This window comes from Exiguobacterium sp. s16 (assembly GCF_018618115.1).
GTDB lineage: Bacteria > Bacillota > Bacilli > Exiguobacteriales > Exiguobacteriaceae > Exiguobacterium > Exiguobacterium mexicanum_A.
Map to the genome: position 1 here is coordinate 170625 of NZ_JACSLM010000002.1, position 19519 is coordinate 190143.

Here is a 19519-nt window from a genome sequence, read left to right on the forward strand (position 1 = left end):
TGGAACGCGTATGCATCACACACCAGAGCAGCAAACGACGTCACATGTGACGATTGAACGGGCATCTTTGCTCTCGTTCGAGACGATTCGACTGGAAGTCATCGCCGAATATGAATCCGTTCCAGTACAGATTGAACAGAACGGTCGACCGGTCGACTATGTGGTGCTCAATGAATGGACGACAGAGGCCGGTACGATTGAGCGAGATATCCGATTGGCGCGACCGGTCACGCTTGAAGCGGTCTATACTGTATTTCACCCCGGACATAAAACGATTGTCGTCGTGCCACGTGAAATCGTGCATACGGACGAGTTCGAACGCCGTTATGCCTATGACGGACCGCTCGGCCTCACTTTTTCCGAACACTCGATCGAGGCATACGTTTGGTCTCCCGTCGCGTTCTCGATTTGGCTCGTCATCCACGACTCGACGACACATCGTGAAATCGAGCGGTTTCGTATGTCTAAAGAGAGCCGTGGTGTCTGGCATGCCGACGTGCCACGGTTTTATGAAGGTCACTATTATCGACTGTACGTCAAGACGCCAGTCGAAACGAACGAGGTCGTCGATCCTTACGCGAAAGCCGTCAGCCTGAATGGCGAATTTGGCGTATTGATCGATGTCGAGGCGCATGTCGCCGCCCATGTCACGCCGACGGAACGGCCGCCGCTGCGGAAAGCGACCGATGCGGTCATCTATGAACTGAACATCCGGGACTTCACGAGCCATCCGTCCTCGATGAGTCAGATGCGAGGTTTGTATGGCAGCATCGTCGAGACCGGAGTGAGAACGAGAGGCGAAAACAGTGCCGGCTTCGATTATTTGAAAGAACTCGGGGTCACCCATCTGCAACTGTTGCCTGTCCATGACTTCGGCAGCGTCGATGAGGCGACCCGGATGCCATACAATTGGGGATACGACCCGATTCATTGGTTCGGGTTAGAGGGGAGTTACGCCTCAGACCCAGCCGAGCCGTTATCGAGAATTCTAGAATATGCTCATATGGTCGAGGAACTGCATCGTCACGGGATGCGGGTCGTCGTCGATGTCGTCATGAACCATGTCTTTATCCGTGAACAATCCTCGCTCGAAGCGCTCGTCCCTTACTACTATTTCCGTTATGAACATGACGGGACGGTCGCGAACGGGACTGGGGTTGGGAATGACACGGCCTCGGAACGGTACATGATGCGGCGGATGATTGTCGATTGTGTGACTTTCTTTGCCGAGGCGTATCACGTTGACGGCTTCCGGTTCGACTTGATGGGAATCCATGATGTCGAGACAATGAATCAAGTCCGGGCTTCGCTTGATAAGATTGATTGTTCAATCTTGATTTATGGGGAAGGATGGGATTTGGCGACACCGCTCAGCCCATCGTTGAAAGCCTCGTCCCATAACGCCGCCTTTATACCTCGAATCGGGCACTTCAATGACATGATGCGGGACGCGTTAAAGGGGTCGACGTTCAATGACCGCGAACGCGGTTTCGTCTCTGGTAACGAATGGCGGGAATGGGAGCTTCGAGAGTGCATCACGGGAGCGGTTCAAATCCCGAACGTCACCGTCGGACGATTCCCGAGCCCGCAATATACAATCAATTACGTCGAGGCGCATGACAATTACACGACCTACGATAAATTGCTCTTATCGTGTGAGGATATGGACGAGGCGGTGCGATTACGGATGCAACGATTCGCCACGGCCATCGTCATCACGTCGCAAGGCGTCCCGTTTCTCCATGCAGGCCAGGAGTTTGGTCGGACGAAACAAGGGGTCGAAAATAGTTACAACGCACCGGACCGAATCAATCACTTCGATTGGGATTTGCGGGACGAGCGTCAGAGTGAAGTCGAATTTGTGAAGACGCTGCTGAAATTGCGGCGCCGTCATACTTGTTTCCGTTACGATAGTCGGCAGAAAGTCGTGGAGCAATTCAAGTTCCTTCCGTCGCCTCCAGGCGTGATCGCCTATGAGTTGACGGCGAGCCATTCCTACGATGCGTGGCAACGCGTCCGTGTCTATTTGAACGGAACGTTCGGTGACGTGACGTTTCATGCTGACGGAGACTGGAACGTTTATGTGCAAGGGGAAACGGCGAGCCTCGTCCCGATTGCACGAAATCCGCGTGAGATTCAAGTCGAGTCGTTGTCAATGACGATTATCGCGTGTTAATATGGTGATTGTATCTTTGTAATTCTTAATGAGATTTGAGCGTGATGAATATGTATTCAGATATAATCGGTGCGCTCGGTGAAGAGTGGACGGTGGCTTCCGCAGGCGGGATTACAGGCGAAGCGTACGTAGCGACGACGCGCCAACAAAAAATCTTTGTCAAACGGAACTCGTCCCCGTTTTTAGCCATTCTTTCCGCCGAAGGCATCGTCCCCAAATTGCTGTGGACGAAGCGGATGTTCAACGGCGACGTCCTCAGTGCCCAACAGTTTATCGAAGGTCGTGAGCTATCGCCAACCGATATGAAACGGTCTGATGTGGCGGCACAGCTTGGGAAGATTCATCATTCGAAAGAGCTATTATTCATGCTGCAGCAATTGAATCATACACCGGTCACGTCGACGCTATTGCTTCGGCAATGTGCCGCCTATGAGCAAGACGAGGCGGATGTGACGATTGATGAAGCGGTCCGTTGGCTCACTATGCATCAACCGATTGATGACGAACGTGAACTTGTCGTCTGCCATTCGGACCTTAACCATAATAACTGGATCGAGGACGAGACGGGTCTGTTGTATTTGACCGACTGGGATGACGCCATCATCGCCGACCGTGCCTTTGACTTGGCGATGGTCGTTTACAGTTATGTCGATGAGGCGGAGTGGGAGACGTGGTTTAGCCATTACGGCATCCGTTACACGTCAGAGCTCCATTACCGGATGCACTGGTATGCGATTGCCCAGACGGTTCTCACGTTGTATGGGGAACAGAACGGCATCGCCCGGGCAGAAGGATTGACCGTGCTCCGTGAACTGCTCGATGAGGCAGATGAACGGACACAATGAAAAAAGGGATGGATCACGAGTGTGAGCCATCCCTTTCCATATGCATTAGACATCATCAGGTTTCATGAAATACGCCCAAACGAACGTGGCGATGACGGCGCCGAAAAACGTCAGCGGGGCCGCGTAAAAGATTAAAAATTGATCCAACGTGCTCATCGATATAACCTCCTTGTGAAGGATGATTCATGTTCATTAAACAATGATTTCGTGTATAATCGCAAGGGGACTGCTCGCACGAAGCGGCTAGTCAGCATAAACTTGAACATTTCTTGAACGAAAGGTTGGAAAAACATGCGTTTACGTCACAAACCTTGGGCCAAAGAATATATGGAAGCTCAAGAACACGTCTTTATCACTCATCCCGAAACGTTAAAAGGGAACTGGAAAGCAGAATTTAAGAACGACAATCCGCTCTTCATCGAGGTCGGTTCGGGGAAAGGCCAATTCATTTTAGGGATGGCCCAACAGTTCCCGGACGTCAACTTCATCGCCATCGAGTTATTCGAGAGCGTCGCCGTATCGATCGTGCAAAAGCTCGTCGAGACACCGATGCCAAACGTCCGCGTGTTGACTGTTGATGCCAAGCAACTCGTCGACTACTTCGAAGCCGGTGAAGTCGATCGCGTCTATTTGAACTTCTCCGATCCATGGCCGAAGACACGCCATGCGAAACGTCGTTTGACGTATAAAACGTTCCTCGCCACGTACGAGGCTGTGTTGCCACGCGGAGGCGAGATTCATTTCAAGACGGATAACCGGGGGTTATTCGAATATTCGCTCGAAAGCATGAGCCAATACGGCATGTACTTCACAGATATTTCACTTGATCTTCATGTGAACGAACCGGCGGATAACGTGCGCACCGAGTACGAAGAGCGCTTCAGCGCCATGGGACAACCGATTTATCGGATGGAGGCAGCTTTCCGTCCGAAAATTTGACACGCTTTTTTCTTATTTTAATAGCATTTTCTTCACACTTTTTTCTTTCTTCTTGGTACAATAGGAATGACGCTAAACTGGAATTAGAGAAGGGGGAACATGGGGATGTTGAAAAAAGCATGGGCAAGCCTGCTTGCACTAATCTTCATTCTAACAATCGCACCACTTAATACCTCGGCAAACGAGGCGTTCTTGGACGCCCTTGAAGAGGATCTGAAAGCCACGCATTATGACTACAAAGAAGGAACGGCTGAAATCGTAAAAGAAGAGACGCTCCGTCATTCGAATGGCAATGAAGTCATCGCGGCGGTCGTTGAAATTGATACGATCCGTGACGGCATCTTCATCACACGTAAGACCGAGTTCCATTACTATGATGCGACGGACAACAAAATCCTCGCAACAGCTGACCTCGCAGAAGTCGAAGGCGCGACTGAATTTGCGGATGCGAACATCGACATGCTCGGACAACAAATTGTCTATTGGTTGCCTGTGTTGATTTTGCTACTCTTAATCGCGATCCCGGTAGTCATCTTGTTCGTGGTTGTTCCACGTTTCTACTCGACGACCGAGTTCATGAACCCGATTTATGAGAAAAACGATAACCCACGTTAAAAAAAGAGCCGCGAGGCTCTTTTTTTATGCCATTTTCAATTGTTCGACGATTTGAGCGACATCCATGCCGTTACCGGATGAGACGGAAGCGACGAAGGCACCCTCGACGATCGGACCGTCATAGAACTGAATCGTTTTATCGCCTTCATACATATCGACAGCGAGTTCTGCGTTCATCGTGGCCGAACCGATATCGGATAAGATGAGCGCTTCTTTGTCGACGGCCTCGATTGCCTCGAGGATACGGGTCACATCTGTCCCGATGCTGCCGTCCTCAAGCCCGCTCGCTAAATGGATCGGAACGGCGGGGGCCATCTCTTTCATCAAGTCTTGAATCCCTTCAGCGATTTTAGCGCTATGGGATACGATGATGAGCTCTACGATGTCACTCAACCTCCTTCATAATCGCTTTCAACACGATGGAACTCGAGAGTGCGCCAGGGTCGACCGTACCGCGTGAGTTTTCACCGAAATAAGATGCCCGTCCTTTCGTGGCGATCATATCTTCGGTCTCACCGACGAGGCGGTCGAGTTTGGCATCAAAATCGTCACCCTCGCTCAAGTCAGACAAGAACGGTTCCCACACATCGACCATTGTCTTCTGGCCAACTTCTGACTTCCCGCGCGCCTTGATCGCTGTCGACGCCTCAAGAAGCGCTTCTTTAACGAGCGTGAAATCGGCTTCGGTCACGTCACCAAACTTAGGTGCAGCCTTGACGAATGCCGACCCGTATAGTGGACCGGCTGCGCCGCCGACTTTCGACATGAGCGTCATCCCGACTTTCTTGCTCAAGTCGCCAAGGCTGGCATAGTCGTCATCGAGTACGGCGACGACCGCTTCAAAGCCGCGCGACATATTGATGCCGTGGTCTCCGTCGCCGATGGCGCGGTCGAGGTCGGTCAGTGTATCCTTGTTCGCCTCAATCTCGGATTGGGCGTGTCGTAATGCTTGCTTAAACCCATCAATCGTCAACATTGCATAAACACCTCATTCATTAGATTAGAGTTTGAAACCGAGTGCCGCCGACGGTGCATCGAGATAGCCCGTCATTTCTTCGTCGAGCGGCAAGAGCGTGATCGAGAACCCGTGCATCTCGAGGGATGTCATATAGTTGCCGACGTATTTCCGTTTCAACGTGTAGCCGGCATCCTCTAATTTTTTCGCGACAAAGTGATAGGTCACGTACAATTCAGACAAGGGCGTACCGCCCATACCGTTGACCATAACGGCAACTTCGCCAGGACTCACTTCTTTTTTCAAGTGGTCGAGCAGGTCATCCACGATGGCATCGACGTTCGTCGTCGGCTTCCGTTCGACGCCGCGCTCCCCGTGAATGCCGATGCCGATTTCCATCTCTTCTTCATTCAAATCAAAACCTGGCTTGCCGCTTACCGGCATGTAACAAGGTTCGACAGCCATACCCATCGAGCGAACGTTTGCCGCGACCTTCTCCGCAAGCGCTTTCACTTCGGAAAGTGATTTCCCGCTCGCTGCGGCCGCACCGGCGATCTTATGCACAAACACGGTACCGGCAACACCGCGGCGATCTTCCTTGTTCGAGATGGCGACATCGTCTGCGACGACGACGTGGTCGACTTTAATTCCTTCGGCGTCCGCAAGTTCGGCGGCGAGCTCGAAGTTCATGACGTCACCGGCATAGTTTTTGACGACGAGTAATACCCCGTTTCCTCCATCGGCCGCTTTGATGCCTTCGAGCACCATGTCCGGGGTCGGGGACGTGAACACTTCACCGCATACAGCGGCATCGAGCATCCCGTCACCTACATAACCAGCGTGGGCCGGTTCATGACCGCTGCCTCCACCCGAGACGAGTCCGACTTTTCCGGACTTGGCCCCGTCAGCACGACAGATGACGTTGAAACCTTCCACACGACCGTACAGTTCAGGATGGGCATGGACCATTCCTTCGACCATTTGTGACACGAGCTCGTTTGCTTCACCGATCAGTTTCTTCACGTGGGATCACTCCTTTTTGAGTTTGAAAAGTACCATATTCAATTTTCCACTCTTTCGCCCAGATTAAACAAAAAAAGTCGGCGAATGTCATCGCCGACCCCACATCATGCATATTCAAGTAAAGCGCCAGTCTCTGAATCGACTGTAAATTGGTACGTCTTCTCTTCGTCGTTCTCGAGAACCGAGATGCCGCCTTTAAAGACGTCATACTCACGTCCGTCATACGTGTAAATCTCAGGTGATGCCGAGATCCATGCGCCTTGAACGTGACCTTTGGCTGAGAATGCCCGTTTCGTGTACTCGAGCGCGTCCTCGGCCGATAAGCTTCGTTCATCTAACACTTTTTTCGTCATAAGTGCGGCCGCGATGGCAACCCCGATCCCAACTAACCAATACCTTTTCTTCATATGACTACCTCCCCTTGAACTATGGCTATCATGTACATCGTACCAAAACCTGTACCCCATTGGAACGAAAACCATTCGCATCTGCCGAAAAGTTCTGTATATAATGAAACAAGAACGGTTGAAGGGATGGATGGAAATGGAACAAAAAACGAGAGACTTATTCAAGACGTTGACAGAACTTCCGGGCGCACCTGGATTCGAATCAGAGGTTCGTCAGTTTGTTCGTGACCGAATCACACCGCATGTCGATGAAGTCATGACGGACGGTATCGGCTCAATCTTTGGGAAACGGGTCGGGGACGAGGCGGGACCACGCATCATGGTCGCTGGACATATGGACGAAGTCGCGTTCATGGTCACCCGGATCACAGAAAACGGGATGCTATACATACAGCCGCTCGGTGGATGGTGGAGCCAAGTGCTCATGGCGCAACGATTTGATATCGTGACGAACGATGGATTGATTCCGGGCGTCGTCGCATCGACACCTCCGCACCTGCTCGGACCGGACGCAATGAGTAAACCGATGGACATGAAACAGATGTTTATCGACATCGGCGCCGACACGAAAGAAGAAGCCGAGTCATGGGGTGTCCGTCCGGGTCTTCCGGCTGTGCCGACAAGCGACTTCACGCCGCTCAAACACCCGAAAAAGATTATGGCCAAAGCATGGGATAACCGTTATGGGGTTGGTCTGGCGGTCGAGTTGCTCGAAGAGACGACAAAAGCCGATCATCCGAACATCTTGTTCTCGGGTGCGACTGTCCAAGAAGAAGTCGGACTCCGTGGAGCGCAAACGGCAGCCGAAATGATTCGTCCGGACGTCGCGCTCGTCCTCGACGCGTCACCGGCCAACGATGCGTCTGGCAATAAGACGGAGTTCGGCCAACTCGGGGAAGGGGCGCTCATCCGAATCCTTGACCGGGTCATGGTCATGTCTCCAGAGATGCGTGACTTCTTACTCGACACGGCGTCTGATGAAAACATCAAAACGCAGTACTTCGTCTCGCCAGGTGGAACGGACGCAGGCCGCATCCATATGAGCGGGGAAGGGGTCCCAACGGCCGTGATCGGTGTCGCGGCGCGTTACATCCATACACACGCCTCGATTCTGCATACGGACGACTATGATGCGGCGAAAGCGCTACTCAAGGCGCTCGTCAAACGCCTCGATCGTTCGACGATGGAGACGCTTCGAGCTTCACGCTAAAGGTAGGGAGAACGTCACTCGTGTAGTGGCGTTTTTTATATTGAAATTTCCCGAGAAACGCTTATACTGATAAAAGTGTGAAGACAGAAACTTTACGACTGACAAGACAGGAAAGAGGGATTTCCATGTTTAAGAAAAAAGGGATCACGCTCAGTCCGTCGCTTTATTTTGTGACGGCACTCAGTTATATGGCACTCGGCTTATTCAGTACGCTCATCATCGGCTTGATCATGAAGACGGCGGGTGGGCAATTGCTCGAAACGAGTCTGACCGGTTTCGGGTCGACGCTCATCGAGATTGGTGATGTGGCCATCGGCTTGACCGGTCCGGCCATCGGGATTGCAATCGCCTATGCGCTTCAAGCACCGCCGCTCATCCTGTTCTCGGCGCTCGTCGTCGGGGCGTTCGGTTACGAGTTCGGGCCAGCCGGCAGTTATGTGGCGACGTTGCTCGCTGTCGAGGTATCCAAACTCGTCTCGAAATCGACGAAACTTGATATTTTGGTCACACCGTTCACGACCATTGGCGTCGGTTATTTGGCTGCAACCTATATCGGTAAGTATGTCGGCTTGTTCATGACGCAGCTCGGGACGTGGATCGAGTGGGGCACGGAACAACAGCCTTTGTTCATGGGCGTCGTCGTCGCGACACTGATGGGACTCGCGCTCACGGCACCGATCTCGAGTGCGGCCATCGCGCTCATGCTCGGCTTGAGCGGCATCGCGGCAGGCGCGGCGACGGTCGGCTGCGCCGCCCAGATGGTTGGCTTTGCGATCACGAGTTATCGGGACAATGGCATCGGCGGTGCGATCGCCCAAGGGATTGGTACTTCGATGCTTCAAGTCGGCAATATCGTGAAGAATCCTTGGATCTTGTTGCCGCCGACGATAGCGGGGGCGGTGCTCGCCCCAATCGCGATTCTGTTGTTCGAGCTCGAGAGCGTCGCGGCTGGTGCCGGGATGGGGACGAGCGGACTCGTCGGTCCGATTGTCATGCTCGAGACGATGGGCTTCAGTTGGCACATGTTCATCGTCGTCTTCGGCTTTTTGATTGTCGGTCCGGCAGTGCTCAGTTATGCGGTCTATCAAGTGTTGGTCCGGATGAATCGGATCCGGCCGAACGATATGAAAATCGAATATTGAGCGACATGAAAGAGAGCGTCCCGGCGAATAAGCGGGACGCTCTCTTTCGTTCACCAACCGAAAAGATTTCGGACGGTCTCGACGGTTTCACGAGGGACGCGGAAGCTCGCCAAGAATAAGACGAGCAAGACGACATAGACGGGGAGTAAAAACCGTTTTCGAATGATGGGCAGCCTGCGCACAAGACGCTTGCCGACCCGTTCGAGTATGTAAATCACGGCGAACCCGACGACGAGCCATACTAAAATCTCGCCTCGCGTCTTGTCCGTATCGATGAACAAGTAACCGTAGCGCAGAATCGCCAGCATGCCGATGACGCCGACGAGTTGCTCGAGAGGATGTTTCATTTCTGGATTCAACTGTTCACGTGTCCATTTTGTCATGACTTCACCTTTTTCACGTAGTCTTCGCTCCCGATGATCATAAAACATGAGAGCGGAATGTGACAACGGACTTATGCTATCATGAATGGGGAAAAAAGAACAGGAGTGGTGAACATGAAACAATTGACAACGATGAACGAGTATACAGAAGCAAAACAAGGGAAGAGCATCTTGATGTTTTCAGCGACATGGTGTGGCGATTGCCGTTTCCTCGATCCGTTCATGCCAGACATCGAAGCGAAATTCGAAGATTGGACGTTTTACTACGTCGATCGTGACGACTGGATGGAGCTCGCGCAAGAGCTCGACATTTTTGGGATTCCGAGCTTTGTCGCCTTCAACGGCGGACAAGAAGTCGACCGCTATGTCGGACGCGAACGGAAGACGCCTGAGCAAGTCGAAGCCTTCCTTCATGGGTTAGGGTGAGCTAGATGGAACGGAATGAATTACGTCGCCATCTCGAAAGCCGGTTTACGGAAGGGTACCGGACCTCGTATGACCGTGAGAACGAGGTGTTGCGCATCGAGCGGTCCACGGACCGGTTCGGCGTCAACATCCGTCTCGCCCCGCTCGTAGCGAAAGCGAAAGTCCGGGGAGAAGTCGCCATTGAAGAGGTCGTCGACTACATCAAGACAGCGCTCTCGGCCGACGATGCGGTCACACTCGCTGGCAATGAAGCCAACATTTATCCCGTCATCCGTTCGGCCTCGTTCTCGACGGAGACGAAGCGTGGGGAAGCACTCGCGATGACGCCACATACAGCTGAGACGGCTGTCTTTTATGCACTCGATTTGGGCAACGGCTATCGCTTGATCGAAGAGCGGCATTTGGGCGGGATGCCTTTGACGCGTCTTGACGAATTGGCACGGGACAACGTCAAGAAGTTGCCGACCGATTTAAAAGAAGATACCGTGGCCGGGAATACGTTCTATTTTCTGGCTGCTCGGGACGGGTATGAAGCGTCACGGATTTTAAATGATGAGTTTTTGCGGGTCATGGAGCGCCGTATCGAAGGCGATATGCTCGTCGGGGTACCGCATCAGGACGTGATGATCATCGCGGACATCCGCAACGATCAAGGTTATGATGCGATGCAACAGCTCATGTTCGACTTTTTCACGAATGGGCGGATTCCGGTGACGGCTCTTTCTTTCCATTATGAGGACGGCGTTCTCGAACCAATTTTCATTGTCGGAAAAAAGAACCCACCAACGGACGCATAATCTGCTAAACTATTTGTGTCTAGTTTGAAAGAAGGGGCGTTTTTACGTATGCAAATCAATGCTTTTTATAACCGTGAAGGAATCGGCGATGTCCTCATGGTCTTGTTAAGAGAAGGCGATCGCCACCACCAAGTCGTTGAACGGAAAGATGATGTCGCCATCGTCAAATCGACGACGGGAAAAGTCAATGGCTATAACATCTTCAATGCCAGTAATTATTTTGACGTCAGCGACTGGCACGGGCCGGTCGAGTTGACGGCCGAGTTGATTGAGACGCTCGGTGTCATCTTGCGTAAACAAAATATCGAAGCCGAGCTTTCGGGCGTGGACTTCACCCCGAAATTTGTCGTTGGCTACGTCAAAGAAGCTGAGAAGCACCCGGATGCGGACAAATTGTCGATCTGTCAAGTTGAGACCGATCAAGGTGATGTCCAGATTGTCTGCGGCGCACCAAACGTCGCGGCCGGCCAAAAAGTCGTCATCGCGAAACCGGGAGCGGTCATGCCGTCTGGTTTAATCATTCGTCCATCGAAGTTACGAGGTGAAAGTTCACACGGGATGATTTGTTCAGCGCGAGAATTGAACTTACCTGATGCACCGCAAGAAAAAGGAATTCTCGTATTGGATGACGAATATGAAGTAGGGAAAGCATTTGAAATCGGTCGCTAAATTCGACCGATTTTTTGCTAAATAGGATTGAGTGAAAAAGCGAGGAATCAAGTATGGATGCATATGAACGTTCATTAAAACAACAAGCAGACCGAATTCGACGCGAACTATCCCAGGAAGGGAAGAAAGGTGCGCCTGCACCGAAGCCCGAGCCGAAGGATGAATTTGTACCGTCGGATGTGCCATCTCCGATTTATGGATACGCCCGACCGAAACCGAAAATCATTCTGCCGACTGAACATTCTCCGGAGACGCGTGACGATTCAGCGATCCGCCAAGCAAAGCGAGTGGCCGTCCCGGTAGAGGAAGTGTCAGAAGCGGTGCCGTCAATCGTAGAGCCTGAGCCTAAGAACGAACCGGTAATTGATTCCGTAGATGAACCGGTGGTGGAGTCAGTAGACGAATCCGTGATGGAATCAGTGGATGAACCCGTGGTTGATTCAGTAGACAAATCCGTGCCGACCGTCGATGATGCGCCGACGTCACAGCCTGACCTCGATGTCGCAGCGGACGAATCGCCATCAGCGGAGACGCTTGAGGAAATGGTGCCCGAGCACGCGGATACGCCAAGCGAAGAGACGATTATTTCCACGGAAACGATTGAGGAAAGCCCGTTCGTCTCTGAAGACGAGACAGCTGAACAAGATACTAAACCGCTCCTCGGGGAAGTCTCGATTGTAGAGAGCGGGTTCGCCTCTGTGTTCATGGGTTCGACCGATTTGAAATCATCGAAGATTGCCGTCCGGGAAGAAAAGCAAGACGTGACCGAAGAGGACGTTTCGCTCGATGCGCCGGTTGAGACGGTGGCCCCGGTTGTCGAAGATGTTGCGAAAACATTACAGACTGACGAACCGATTGAAGTGCCTGACGAAGAAGAGTTGACGCCTGCGATGAGCGTCTCGTATAAAGCGGAAGGCCCTCCGCTCAATGTCATGATGACACCGCAAGACCGGATGGCGATGTATAAGAGTCGTCGTTTGGCGAAAAAAAACAATAATCTGTAATAGCATGACTCCTGGAGTTTTGCTATAATGACAAAGGTTTGTCGCATTTTTTCAACAGACCGCAATGAATTAGGGGGGCTATTTACAGATGAACCGTTATCACTTCGTCGGAATTAAAGGAACGGGCATGAGTCCTTTAGCTCAAATTTTAAATGACATGAACAATGAGGTCCGAGGTTCGGACGTTGACAAAGCATTTTTTACTGAAGAAGCATTGAATCGCAAAGGAATTGAAATCCTTCCGTTTGATCCTGAAAATATTACCGAAGGGCAAATCGTCGTACAGGGCAACGCCTTCGCTGACGATCACCCTGAAGTCGTTCGAGCGCGCGAGCTCGGATTGACGATATACAAATACTATGAGTTTCTCGGCGAATTGGCCGACCACTACACGAGTGTCGCCATTACGGGATCTCATGGTAAGACATCGACGACAGGTTTGTTGGCTCACGTCATGCGCGGCATCGAGCCGACGTCGTTCTTGATTGGCGATGGCACAGGAGAAGGGGTCGAAGACTCGAAGAACTTTGTCTTCGAAGCATGTGAGTACAAGCGTCACTTCTTATACTACCGTCCAGACTACGCTATCATGACGAACATCGACTTCGATCACTCGGATTATTTCTCGGGTCTCGATGACGTCATCGATGCGTTCCAAGAGATGGCGAAGCAAGTGAAAAAAGGCATCATCGCTTGTGGCGATGATGAGAACCTGCAACACATTCAAGCAAACGTGCCAATCGTCTATTACGGTTTCGGTGCCCATAACGACTTCCGTGCCGAGAACGTGAACTCGACGGACAACGGAACAACGTTTGACGTCTACTTGCGTGACGACTTCTATGGGACGTTCCGCATTCCGGGATATGGCAACCACAGCGTCTTGAATGCCCTTGCCGTCATCGCGACGTGTGACTATGAGAACTTACCGAAAGAATTGGTTAAAGACCGCCTCGAGACGTTTAACGGCGTGAAACGTCGTTTCAGCGAATCGACGCTCGGAAACCAAGTGTTAGTGGATGATTATGCCCACCATCCACGGGAAATCAGCGCGACAGTCGAAGCGGCACGTAAAAAATACGCCGGCCGTGAAGTTGTAGCCATCTTCCAACCACACACGTATACACGCCTGAAGTCATTCATGGATGATTTTGCTGCGGCATTAGCCGAAGCGGACGCGGTGTACTTGTGTGACATCTTCGGTTCGGCTCGCGAACAAGAAGGTACCGTCACGATCGAAGACTTGCAATCGCGTATCGAAGGCGCGAACGTCTTGAAGCGGGGCGGGGTCAGTGTCTTAAGTCAACATAAAGACGCGGTTCTCCTGTTCATGGGAGCCGGAGACATTCAAACGTACCAACGTGAATACGAGAATCACGTCCAACTCGAAGCGTGAATCGAGAGCGAATGGCTTAAGCCGTTCGCTTTTTTGTGTTTAACATCAAGTCAAGACGGTAATAGTATTAGCGACTGAATTTGGAAAAGGAGATGTTAATGATGGCAAGCCAAGGCGCATTGAGCACATTGAACAAAGAGGTGGCCAACTATGGCCTCTTATTCGTCAAACTGCATAACTACCACTGGTACATTAGCGGACCTCACTTCTTCACGTACCATGAAAAGTTGGAGGAACTGTATAACCTCGTCGCTGAACTGTACGATGACGTGGCGGAGCGGCTCTTGATGAATGACGGCGAACCGTATGCGACGATGAAAGAATATCTCGAACATTCGACGTTGCAAGAAGGGGATCGCCATGCGGATACCGATCAAATGATCAAGGACGTGATCAGTGACTTCAAACAGATCCGTCAAGAGATGCAAGACGCGATGGAAAACTTCGAAGACGGGGACGAAGCCATCGAAGACACGTTCGTCTCTCATATCGAGCGACTCGAGAAAGAGATTTGGATGATGTCGGCAGCGCTCGGCAAAAAGACGAAGCTATAATGAAAACAAGCGTGCCGATTGCGGCACGCTTGTTTTTTGTTATTTCAAATTTTCTGGATTGAGTGGCAAGAGCGAGTCGACGACAAAGCGTCCGTCCTTGCGAATCAATACGTCATCGAACCAAATCTCGCCGCCGCCATAATCAGGACGTTGGATGTTGACGAGATCCCAGTGGATTGAAGAGTCGTTCCCGTTATAGGCGTCGTCATATGCCTGGCCTGGTGTGAAGTGGAAACTACCGTCAATTTTTTCATCGAACAAGATATCTTTCATCGGGTGTTGGATGTACGGGTTGACGCCGATGGCGAATTCGCCGACGTAGCGTGCGCCTTCATCCGTATTGAACACGTCATTGATTCGGTCGGTGTCATTCGCCGTCGCGTTGACGATTTTTCCGTCTTGGAACGTCAACGACACGTTCTCGAAGGTGAAGCCATGATATGGAGATGGCGTGTTATACGTGATGACGCCGTTGATCGAGTCTTTGACCGGCGCTGTGAACACTTCACCGTCCGGAATGTTCATCTGACCGGAACACTTGATGGCCGGGATATCTTTGATCGAGAAGCTGAGGTCCGTTCCTGGCCCTTTGATCGTGACACGGTCGGTCTCGTTCATGAGCGTGACGAGTGCGTCCATGGCCCGGTCCATCTTGCCGTAATCGAGCGTACAGACGTTGAAGTAGAAGTCCTCAAACGCCTCGGTCGATTTGCCGGCGAGTTGCGCCATCGATGGGGACGGGTAACGCAGCACGACCCATTTCGTTCCTTTGACGCGGTCCTCGGTATGCATTTTACCGATGGTGGCCCCGACGAGTTTTTGTTGCTCGGCCGGAACGTCTGATAACTCGTTAATGTTGTCACCGGCCCGAAGTCCGATATAGGCGTCCATGGCCTGCATTTGTTTGCGCTCGATGTCGGCCATGAGCTCAAGTTGCTCTCGGCTTGCTCCGCTGTAGAGCTTACGCAAAATACGGCTCTCTTTCAACAAGACGAACGGATGCCCCCCGGCTTCGTACGCCTTCTCGACAAGCGCTTCGACGAGCGACTCCTCGACACCAAAATTTTCGATTAGAACGCGTTCCCCTGGCTTCAATTCGACCGAATAATTGATCAATCCGTCGGCGAGTTGCGTGATTCTTGGATCTCTCATACGTCCACTCCTTTAACTTTTTTAAATTTATTTCTATTTTAGTGTAATCGAAAACATAAAAACGGGTAAAGGAATAATCAGACCGGATGGCGAAAACGGTTGTGACAAATCTTTTCAGTCATAATGGTGCTATAATGAAAACACCACATTATCGAACAGGAGGAATGGATGCATGGAAATCACATTAGGAGGCATTGCAGGGCTCATCGCGGCACTCGCATTTGTCGTACTCGTATTTTTCTTGGCACGTGTCTTGTCGAACGTCAATCGGACACTCGGCAGCGTCGCCAACACGACTGAAAACTTAGAACGTCAATTAGACGGAATCACAATGGAAGTGACGGCGCTCTTACATAAGACGAACCGTCTTGTAGATAACGTCGAAGAGAAAACAGAATTGCTCGCACCAGTGGCTCACGCGCTTGATGAGCTCGGCACGTCGCTTAACGAAGTGACGGAGTCGGTACGAACGGTTTCTTCTTCTGTTCACGTGGCAGCAGACGAAAATAAAGAACAGATTGCCCAAGCGGTACGATGGGGATCTGTCGCTGTAGAACTATTTAAGAAAAATAAAACAGAGACCTCTTCTGACGAACGACCATCACGTCGTCGCGGACGTCGAGACCGGAAACAAGAACAAGAACCGACAACGGTCTCACCAGGCTTGATTGCGACAGACGATACAATCAAATCATAACCATCACAAGGAGGAAGTAACGATGACATACGACAAGAACAAAACATATAACAACGAACAACAACCGAGCGGTGGATTTTTGGCAGGTGTCGTTCTTGGCGGCGTAATCGGCGCGGCCGTGGCCCTCCTCACATCACCGAAGAGTGGTCGTGAAGTGCGTACGTATTTAGACGAGAAGACGGCGACGTCGCGTGAGCGATTGACGGTCAAATCGAAAGAAGTACGCGAGAAAGCAGAGCCGGTCGTCGGCGAATGGATCAAAGTGGCGAGCGATAAAGCAGCGCCTGTCTTGAACCTCGTCAAAGACAAGGCCCGTGAAGCAGCCGAATTGAAGCAACAAGTCGACGAAGACGAGTTGTCAATCGAAGAAGCGATGGAGAAAGCCGATCAACTCGTAGCCGAGGCAGAAGCTGAAGTGAAAGAACAACTCGACCGCGCTTCAGAAGATCAGTCGAGCGAAACAAAAAAATCGAACGACTCAAACGATTCATCGAAAGCAGACGCCAAAACGGATGCCTCATCTGATAAACCGAAGTCATCAGAAAGCAAGCCGAACGCGAACAAAGCAAACACAAACAAATCGGCAGCGAACAAACAAGAAGCATCAAGCAGCCGTGATCAGTCAGAAGACTATGAATCGGATTTTGAGGCCCCTGTAAAAGACTTGCTCGACGATGAGTCGAAACAAGAATTAAAGGACTTGAAAAACGATCTTAAAAACGGCAACAAGTGATGCATTGAGCGTCCGGACCATCCGGACGCTTTTTTTTTGTTGATTTTGTGTCGCTAGCCCATTTCCCTATGACAAAGCGGTTAAAGTTCGATATAATTAGGTTTCTGGAAAGAACGGCTTAGAAATGAGAGGGTATTTATGAGTCCACAAGATCAATTGAATCGTTTACGTCGCGAGATGGATGAGTTGAATCGTGAGATGCTCGACTTGCTCAGCCGCCGCGGCACGCTCGCTGTCGAGATCGGTAAAGTGAAACGTCTGCAAGGCGTCGAACGGTACGACCCGGTCCGGGAACGAGAAATGTTAGACTTTATTGCGGCATCGAATCCTGGTCCTTTCGAGACGGCTCGCTTGCAGCACTTGTTCAAAGAGATGTTCAAAGCCTCGGCCGAGCTTCAAGGAGAAGACCGTGATAAGACGTTGCTCGTCTCGCGTAAGCGTCAAGCCGAAGATACGATTGTCACGCTCGACGATGTCACGATTGGGAACGGACGTCCGCAATTGATTGCGGGACCGTGTGCGGTCGAATCATTCGAACAAGTGAATGCCGTCGCTGAAAAGTTAGCGTTGTCTGGTGTCAAAATCTTGCGCGGCGGGGCGTATAAACCTCGAACCTCCCCATATGATTTCCAAGGACTTGGGTTTGATGGATTGCAGCTGTTGAAACAAGCAGCGGATCGCCACGACTTGCGGGTCATCTCGGAGATCATGACACCAGGTGCGGTCGAGTCGGCCCTCCCTTATGTGGACATCATCCAAGTCGGCGCGCGTAACATGCAAAACTTCGATTTGTTGAAAGAAGTCGGGAAGACCTCAAAACCGGTCTTGTTGAAACGCGGTCTCGCGGCGACAATCGAGGAGTTCATCTATGCGGCGGAGTACATCATGGCGAGCGGAAATAGCCAAGTCATCTTGTGCGAACGCGGGATTCGGACGTATGAGCGGGCGACACGCAACACGCTCGATATTACGGCGGTACCGATTTTGAAGCAAGAGACGCATTTACCGGTCATGGTCGATGTCACCCATTCGACGGGACGACGTGATTTGTTACTGCCGGCGGCCAAGGCGGCGCTTGCGGTCGGAGCCGATGGCGTCATGGTCGAAGTGCACCCGAATCCGGCGATTGCCTTGTCGGATGCCCAGCAACAACTCGATTTCGACCAATTCGATCAATTCGTGGACGGGCTTACGGCCCAGTTCCCTCAACTTGATTTGGTGAAAAAGTAAGCTTTCCAATTGGAAACGTTTTATATAGCGTGAAGACAGGGTAAAATGATGACAGATACCTGTCTTCCTTTTTTGACACGTTTTTTGAAAATCGTTTGAAAATCATTGCTTGTAGGAGGAGTTTTAATGAATAGTAATAATGTAACCATCTATGATGTCGCACGAGAAGCCGGGGTGTCGATGGCAACCGTCTCACGCGTCGTCAACGGAAACCCGAACGTCAAACCGACGACCCGTAAGAAAGTCCAGGACGCCATCGACCGTCTTGGTTATCGTCCGAACGCCGTTGCCCGCGGACTCGCCAGCAAGAAGACGACGACGGTCGGCGTCATCGTCCCAGATATCTCGAACATCTTCTTCGCAGACCTCGCGCGTGGGATTGAAGACGTGGCGACGATGTACAAGTACAACATCATTCTCGGGAACTCGGACTCGAACCGTGACAAAGAAATCCATTTGTTAAACACGTTGCTCGGCAAACAAGTCGACGGCATCATCTTCATGGGTGGACGTCTGCACGAAGATCTCGTCAACGAGTTCAAGAAGTCGCCGGTGCCAATCGTCCTTGCGGCGACGCTCAACCAAGGATATGACCTTCCGGCGGTCAACATCGATTACGAGCAGGCAGCGTACGATGCGACCGAAATGTTGATTGGCCACGGCCACAAACAAGTTGGCTTCATCACAGGGCCACTCGAGCAACAAATCAATGGCGAGAAGAAATTCTCTGGTTACCGCCGTGCCCTTGACGACGCCGGACTCCCGTTCCGTGAGAGTGACGTCGTCCTCGGGAATTACACGTACGCATCAGGCCTTGAGGCGATGCAGAAGATGCTCGAACGTGACGATTGCCCGAAAGCGATTTTCGCCGGTACGGATGAGATGGCACTCGGTGTCATTCACGCGATTCAAGACGCCGGTTTCTCGGTCCCGAACGATTTTGAAGTCGTCGGCCATGATAACACGCGTCTCGCGACGATGATTCGTCCGAAATTGACGACGGTTGTCCAACCGATGTATGACATCGGTGCCGTTGCCATGCGTCTCTTGACGAAAATCTTGAACGCCGAAGAAATCGAAGAGAAAAACGTCGTCTTGCCTCACCGCATCGAACGTCGTGATTCGGTACGTCAAGACTGAAAAAAATCCCCTTGCCTGTCGGAGTC

General features: G+C 51.6%; 23 protein-coding genes. 16 read left to right on the plus strand and 7 right to left on the minus strand.

What is annotated here, in order from left to right:
* The first annotated feature begins 10 nt into the window (after nt 1–10).
* Both pulA and KNP86_RS04380 read left to right on the plus strand, forming a co-directional pair.
* On the plus strand, nt 11–2176 hold the full coding sequence (gene pulA, locus KNP86_RS04375) for a type I pullulanase (protein WP_214753027.1): 2166 nt from the start codon (nt 11–13) through the stop codon (nt 2174–2176).
* 50 nt (nt 2177–2226) lie between these two features.
* Entirely contained in the window at nt 2227–3021 is a 795-nt protein-coding gene (locus tag KNP86_RS04380; protein WP_034779996.1) for a phosphotransferase family protein, read from the plus strand.
* A 45-nt stretch (nt 3022–3066) separates the two neighbouring features.
* On the opposite strand, the gene cydS is transcribed toward KNP86_RS04380, so the two are convergent.
* On the minus strand, nt 3067–3177 hold the full coding sequence (gene cydS / locus KNP86_RS15835) for a cytochrome bd oxidase small subunit CydS family protein (protein WP_021065570.1): 111 nt from the start codon (nt 3175–3177) through the stop codon (nt 3067–3069).
* Nucleotides 3178–3312: 135 nt separating this feature from the next.
* Between cydS and trmB the strand changes: the two genes are divergently transcribed.
* A complete protein-coding gene (gene trmB / locus KNP86_RS04385; protein ID WP_034778289.1) occupies nt 3313–3960 on the plus strand; it encodes a tRNA (guanosine(46)-N7)-methyltransferase TrmB in 648 nt (215 codons plus the stop codon).
* Nucleotides 3961–4065: 105 nt separating this feature from the next.
* Entirely contained in the window at nt 4066–4575 is a 510-nt protein-coding gene (locus tag KNP86_RS04390) for a hypothetical protein (RefSeq protein ID WP_235420207.1), read from the plus strand.
* Between the two features lie 24 nt (nt 4576–4599).
* On the opposite strand, the gene dhaM is transcribed toward KNP86_RS04390, so the two are convergent.
* The 4 genes from dhaM to KNP86_RS04410 all read right to left on the minus strand — a co-directional run bounded on the left by dhaM (nt 4600) and on the right by KNP86_RS04410 (nt 6960).
* The gene (gene dhaM, locus KNP86_RS04395) at nt 4600–4968 is read right to left on the minus strand and encodes a dihydroxyacetone kinase phosphoryl donor subunit DhaM (protein ID WP_285800834.1); all 369 of its coding nucleotides are present in this window, start codon (nt 4966–4968) and stop codon (nt 4600–4602) included.
* Nucleotides 4961–5551, minus strand: coding sequence for a dihydroxyacetone kinase subunit DhaL (dhaL, locus tag KNP86_RS04400; protein WP_034778286.1), 591 nt, complete (start codon nt 5549–5551; stop codon nt 4961–4963). The genes dhaM and dhaL overlap by 8 nt, the downstream gene beginning before the upstream one ends.
* A gap of 24 nt (nt 5552–5575) precedes the next feature.
* Nucleotides 5576–6553 (minus strand): dihydroxyacetone kinase subunit DhaK, encoded by a 978-nt coding sequence (gene dhaK, locus KNP86_RS04405; RefSeq protein ID WP_034778280.1) that lies wholly within the window; start codon nt 6551–6553, stop codon nt 5576–5578.
* 104 nt (nt 6554–6657) lie between these two features.
* The gene (locus KNP86_RS04410; protein WP_021065576.1) at nt 6658–6960 is read right to left on the minus strand and encodes a PepSY domain-containing protein; all 303 of its coding nucleotides are present in this window, start codon (nt 6958–6960) and stop codon (nt 6658–6660) included.
* Between the two features lie 136 nt (nt 6961–7096).
* Between KNP86_RS04410 and KNP86_RS04415 the strand changes: the two genes are divergently transcribed.
* Both KNP86_RS04415 and KNP86_RS04420 read left to right on the plus strand, forming a co-directional pair.
* Complete coding sequence (locus KNP86_RS04415) at nt 7097–8170, plus strand: M42 family metallopeptidase (protein WP_034778279.1); 1074 nt, start codon at nt 7097–7099, stop codon at nt 8168–8170.
* 125 nt (nt 8171–8295) lie between these two features.
* On the plus strand, nt 8296–9312 hold the full coding sequence (locus KNP86_RS04420) for a PTS sugar transporter subunit IIC (protein ID WP_034778278.1): 1017 nt from the start codon (nt 8296–8298) through the stop codon (nt 9310–9312).
* A gap of 50 nt (nt 9313–9362) precedes the next feature.
* On the opposite strand, the gene KNP86_RS04425 is transcribed toward KNP86_RS04420, so the two are convergent.
* The gene (locus KNP86_RS04425) at nt 9363–9695 is read right to left on the minus strand and encodes a hypothetical protein (RefSeq protein ID WP_084592832.1); all 333 of its coding nucleotides are present in this window, start codon (nt 9693–9695) and stop codon (nt 9363–9365) included.
* Nucleotides 9696–9809: 114 nt separating this feature from the next.
* Here KNP86_RS04425 and KNP86_RS04430 point away from each other — a divergent pair, with 114 nt between their 5' ends.
* From KNP86_RS04430 to KNP86_RS04455, 6 genes are all read left to right on the plus strand, one after another.
* On the plus strand, nt 9810–10121 hold the full coding sequence (locus KNP86_RS04430) for a thioredoxin family protein (protein WP_034778277.1): 312 nt from the start codon (nt 9810–9812) through the stop codon (nt 10119–10121).
* A gap of 5 nt (nt 10122–10126) precedes the next feature.
* Entirely contained in the window at nt 10127–10918 is a 792-nt protein-coding gene (locus KNP86_RS04435; RefSeq protein WP_034778276.1) for a DUF1444 family protein, read from the plus strand.
* Nucleotides 10919–10966: 48 nt separating this feature from the next.
* Complete coding sequence (gene ytpR / locus KNP86_RS04440; RefSeq protein WP_034778273.1) at nt 10967–11587, plus strand: YtpR family tRNA-binding protein; 621 nt, start codon at nt 10967–10969, stop codon at nt 11585–11587.
* A 53-nt stretch (nt 11588–11640) separates the two neighbouring features.
* Nucleotides 11641–12591 (plus strand): hypothetical protein, encoded by a 951-nt coding sequence (locus KNP86_RS04445; RefSeq protein WP_034778271.1) that lies wholly within the window; start codon nt 11641–11643, stop codon nt 12589–12591.
* Nucleotides 12592–12679: 88 nt separating this feature from the next.
* Entirely contained in the window at nt 12680–13987 is a 1308-nt protein-coding gene (murC, locus tag KNP86_RS04450) for a UDP-N-acetylmuramate--L-alanine ligase (RefSeq protein ID WP_034778269.1), read from the plus strand.
* Between the two features lie 98 nt (nt 13988–14085).
* Nucleotides 14086–14541, plus strand: coding sequence for a Dps family protein (locus tag KNP86_RS04455; RefSeq protein ID WP_251130426.1), 456 nt, complete (start codon nt 14086–14088; stop codon nt 14539–14541).
* Between the two features lie 39 nt (nt 14542–14580).
* Here the strand turns inward: KNP86_RS04455 and KNP86_RS04460 are convergent, their stop codons facing one another.
* Complete coding sequence (locus KNP86_RS04460) at nt 14581–15693, minus strand: aminopeptidase (protein ID WP_034778267.1); 1113 nt, start codon at nt 15691–15693, stop codon at nt 14581–14583.
* Between the two features lie 172 nt (nt 15694–15865).
* Here KNP86_RS04460 and KNP86_RS04465 point away from each other — a divergent pair, with 172 nt between their 5' ends.
* The 4 genes from KNP86_RS04465 to ccpA all read left to right on the plus strand — a co-directional run bounded on the left by KNP86_RS04465 (nt 15866) and on the right by ccpA (nt 19493).
* The gene (locus KNP86_RS04465) at nt 15866–16390 is read left to right on the plus strand and encodes a DUF948 domain-containing protein (RefSeq protein ID WP_034778266.1); all 525 of its coding nucleotides are present in this window, start codon (nt 15866–15868) and stop codon (nt 16388–16390) included.
* A 22-nt stretch (nt 16391–16412) separates the two neighbouring features.
* Complete coding sequence (locus tag KNP86_RS04470; RefSeq protein WP_034778265.1) at nt 16413–17123, plus strand: YtxH domain-containing protein; 711 nt, start codon at nt 16413–16415, stop codon at nt 17121–17123.
* A 138-nt stretch (nt 17124–17261) separates the two neighbouring features.
* Nucleotides 17262–18353 carry a bifunctional 3-deoxy-7-phosphoheptulonate synthase/chorismate mutase gene (locus KNP86_RS04475; protein WP_034778264.1) on the plus strand — a complete coding sequence of 364 codons (1092 nt, stop codon included), beginning with the start codon at nt 17262–17264 and terminating at the stop codon, nt 18351–18353.
* 126 nt (nt 18354–18479) lie between these two features.
* Nucleotides 18480–19493, plus strand: a complete 1014-nt coding sequence (ccpA, locus tag KNP86_RS04480; RefSeq protein WP_034778263.1) for a catabolite control protein A — start codon at nt 18480–18482, stop codon at nt 19491–19493.
* The last annotated feature ends 26 nt before the right edge of the window (nt 19494–19519 follow it).

Bases quoted from the DNA above. Each gene is read 5' to 3' on its own strand.
- trmB (WP_034778289.1), top strand. From the start codon at position 3,313: ATGCGTTTACGTCACAAACCTTGGGCCAAAGAATATATGGAAGCTCAA.
- KNP86_RS04475 (WP_034778264.1), top strand. From the start codon at position 17,262: ATGAGTCCACAAGATCAATTGAATCGTTTACGTCGCGAGATGGATGAG.
- murC (WP_034778269.1), top strand. From the start codon at position 12,680: ATGAACCGTTATCACTTCGTCGGAATTAAAGGAACGGGCATGAGTCCT.
- KNP86_RS04430 (WP_034778277.1), top strand. From the start codon at position 9,810: ATGAAACAATTGACAACGATGAACGAGTATACAGAAGCAAAACAAGGG.
- KNP86_RS04420 (WP_034778278.1), top strand. From the start codon at position 8,296: ATGTTTAAGAAAAAAGGGATCACGCTCAGTCCGTCGCTTTATTTTGTG.
- pulA (WP_214753027.1), top strand. From the start codon at position 11: ATGCATCACACACCAGAGCAGCAAACGACGTCACATGTGACGATTGAA.
- KNP86_RS04455 (WP_251130426.1), top strand. From the start codon at position 14,086: ATGATGGCAAGCCAAGGCGCATTGAGCACATTGAACAAAGAGGTGGCC.
- KNP86_RS04465 (WP_034778266.1), top strand. From the start codon at position 15,866: ATGGAAATCACATTAGGAGGCATTGCAGGGCTCATCGCGGCACTCGCA.
- ytpR (WP_034778273.1), top strand. From the start codon at position 10,967: ATGCAAATCAATGCTTTTTATAACCGTGAAGGAATCGGCGATGTCCTC.
- KNP86_RS04435 (WP_034778276.1), top strand. From the start codon at position 10,127: ATGGAACGGAATGAATTACGTCGCCATCTCGAAAGCCGGTTTACGGAA.
- KNP86_RS04460 (WP_034778267.1), bottom strand. From the start codon at position 15,693: ATGAGAGATCCAAGAATCACGCAACTCGCCGACGGATTGATCAATTAT.
- dhaL (WP_034778286.1), bottom strand. From the start codon at position 5,551: ATGTTGACGATTGATGGGTTTAAGCAAGCATTACGACACGCCCAATCC.
- KNP86_RS04415 (WP_034778279.1), top strand. From the start codon at position 7,097: ATGGAACAAAAAACGAGAGACTTATTCAAGACGTTGACAGAACTTCCG.
- KNP86_RS04380 (WP_034779996.1), top strand. From the start codon at position 2,227: ATGTATTCAGATATAATCGGTGCGCTCGGTGAAGAGTGGACGGTGGCT.
- KNP86_RS04445 (WP_034778271.1), top strand. From the start codon at position 11,641: ATGGATGCATATGAACGTTCATTAAAACAACAAGCAGACCGAATTCGA.
- ccpA (WP_034778263.1), top strand. From the start codon at position 18,480: ATGAATAGTAATAATGTAACCATCTATGATGTCGCACGAGAAGCCGGG.
- cydS (WP_021065570.1), bottom strand. From the start codon at position 3,177: ATGAGCACGTTGGATCAATTTTTAATCTTTTACGCGGCCCCGCTGACG.
- KNP86_RS04410 (WP_021065576.1), bottom strand. From the start codon at position 6,960: ATGAAGAAAAGGTATTGGTTAGTTGGGATCGGGGTTGCCATCGCGGCC.
- KNP86_RS04425 (WP_084592832.1), bottom strand. From the start codon at position 9,695: ATGACAAAATGGACACGTGAACAGTTGAATCCAGAAATGAAACATCCT.
- KNP86_RS04390 (WP_235420207.1), top strand. From the start codon at position 4,066: ATGTTGAAAAAAGCATGGGCAAGCCTGCTTGCACTAATCTTCATTCTA.
- KNP86_RS04470 (WP_034778265.1), top strand. From the start codon at position 16,413: ATGACATACGACAAGAACAAAACATATAACAACGAACAACAACCGAGC.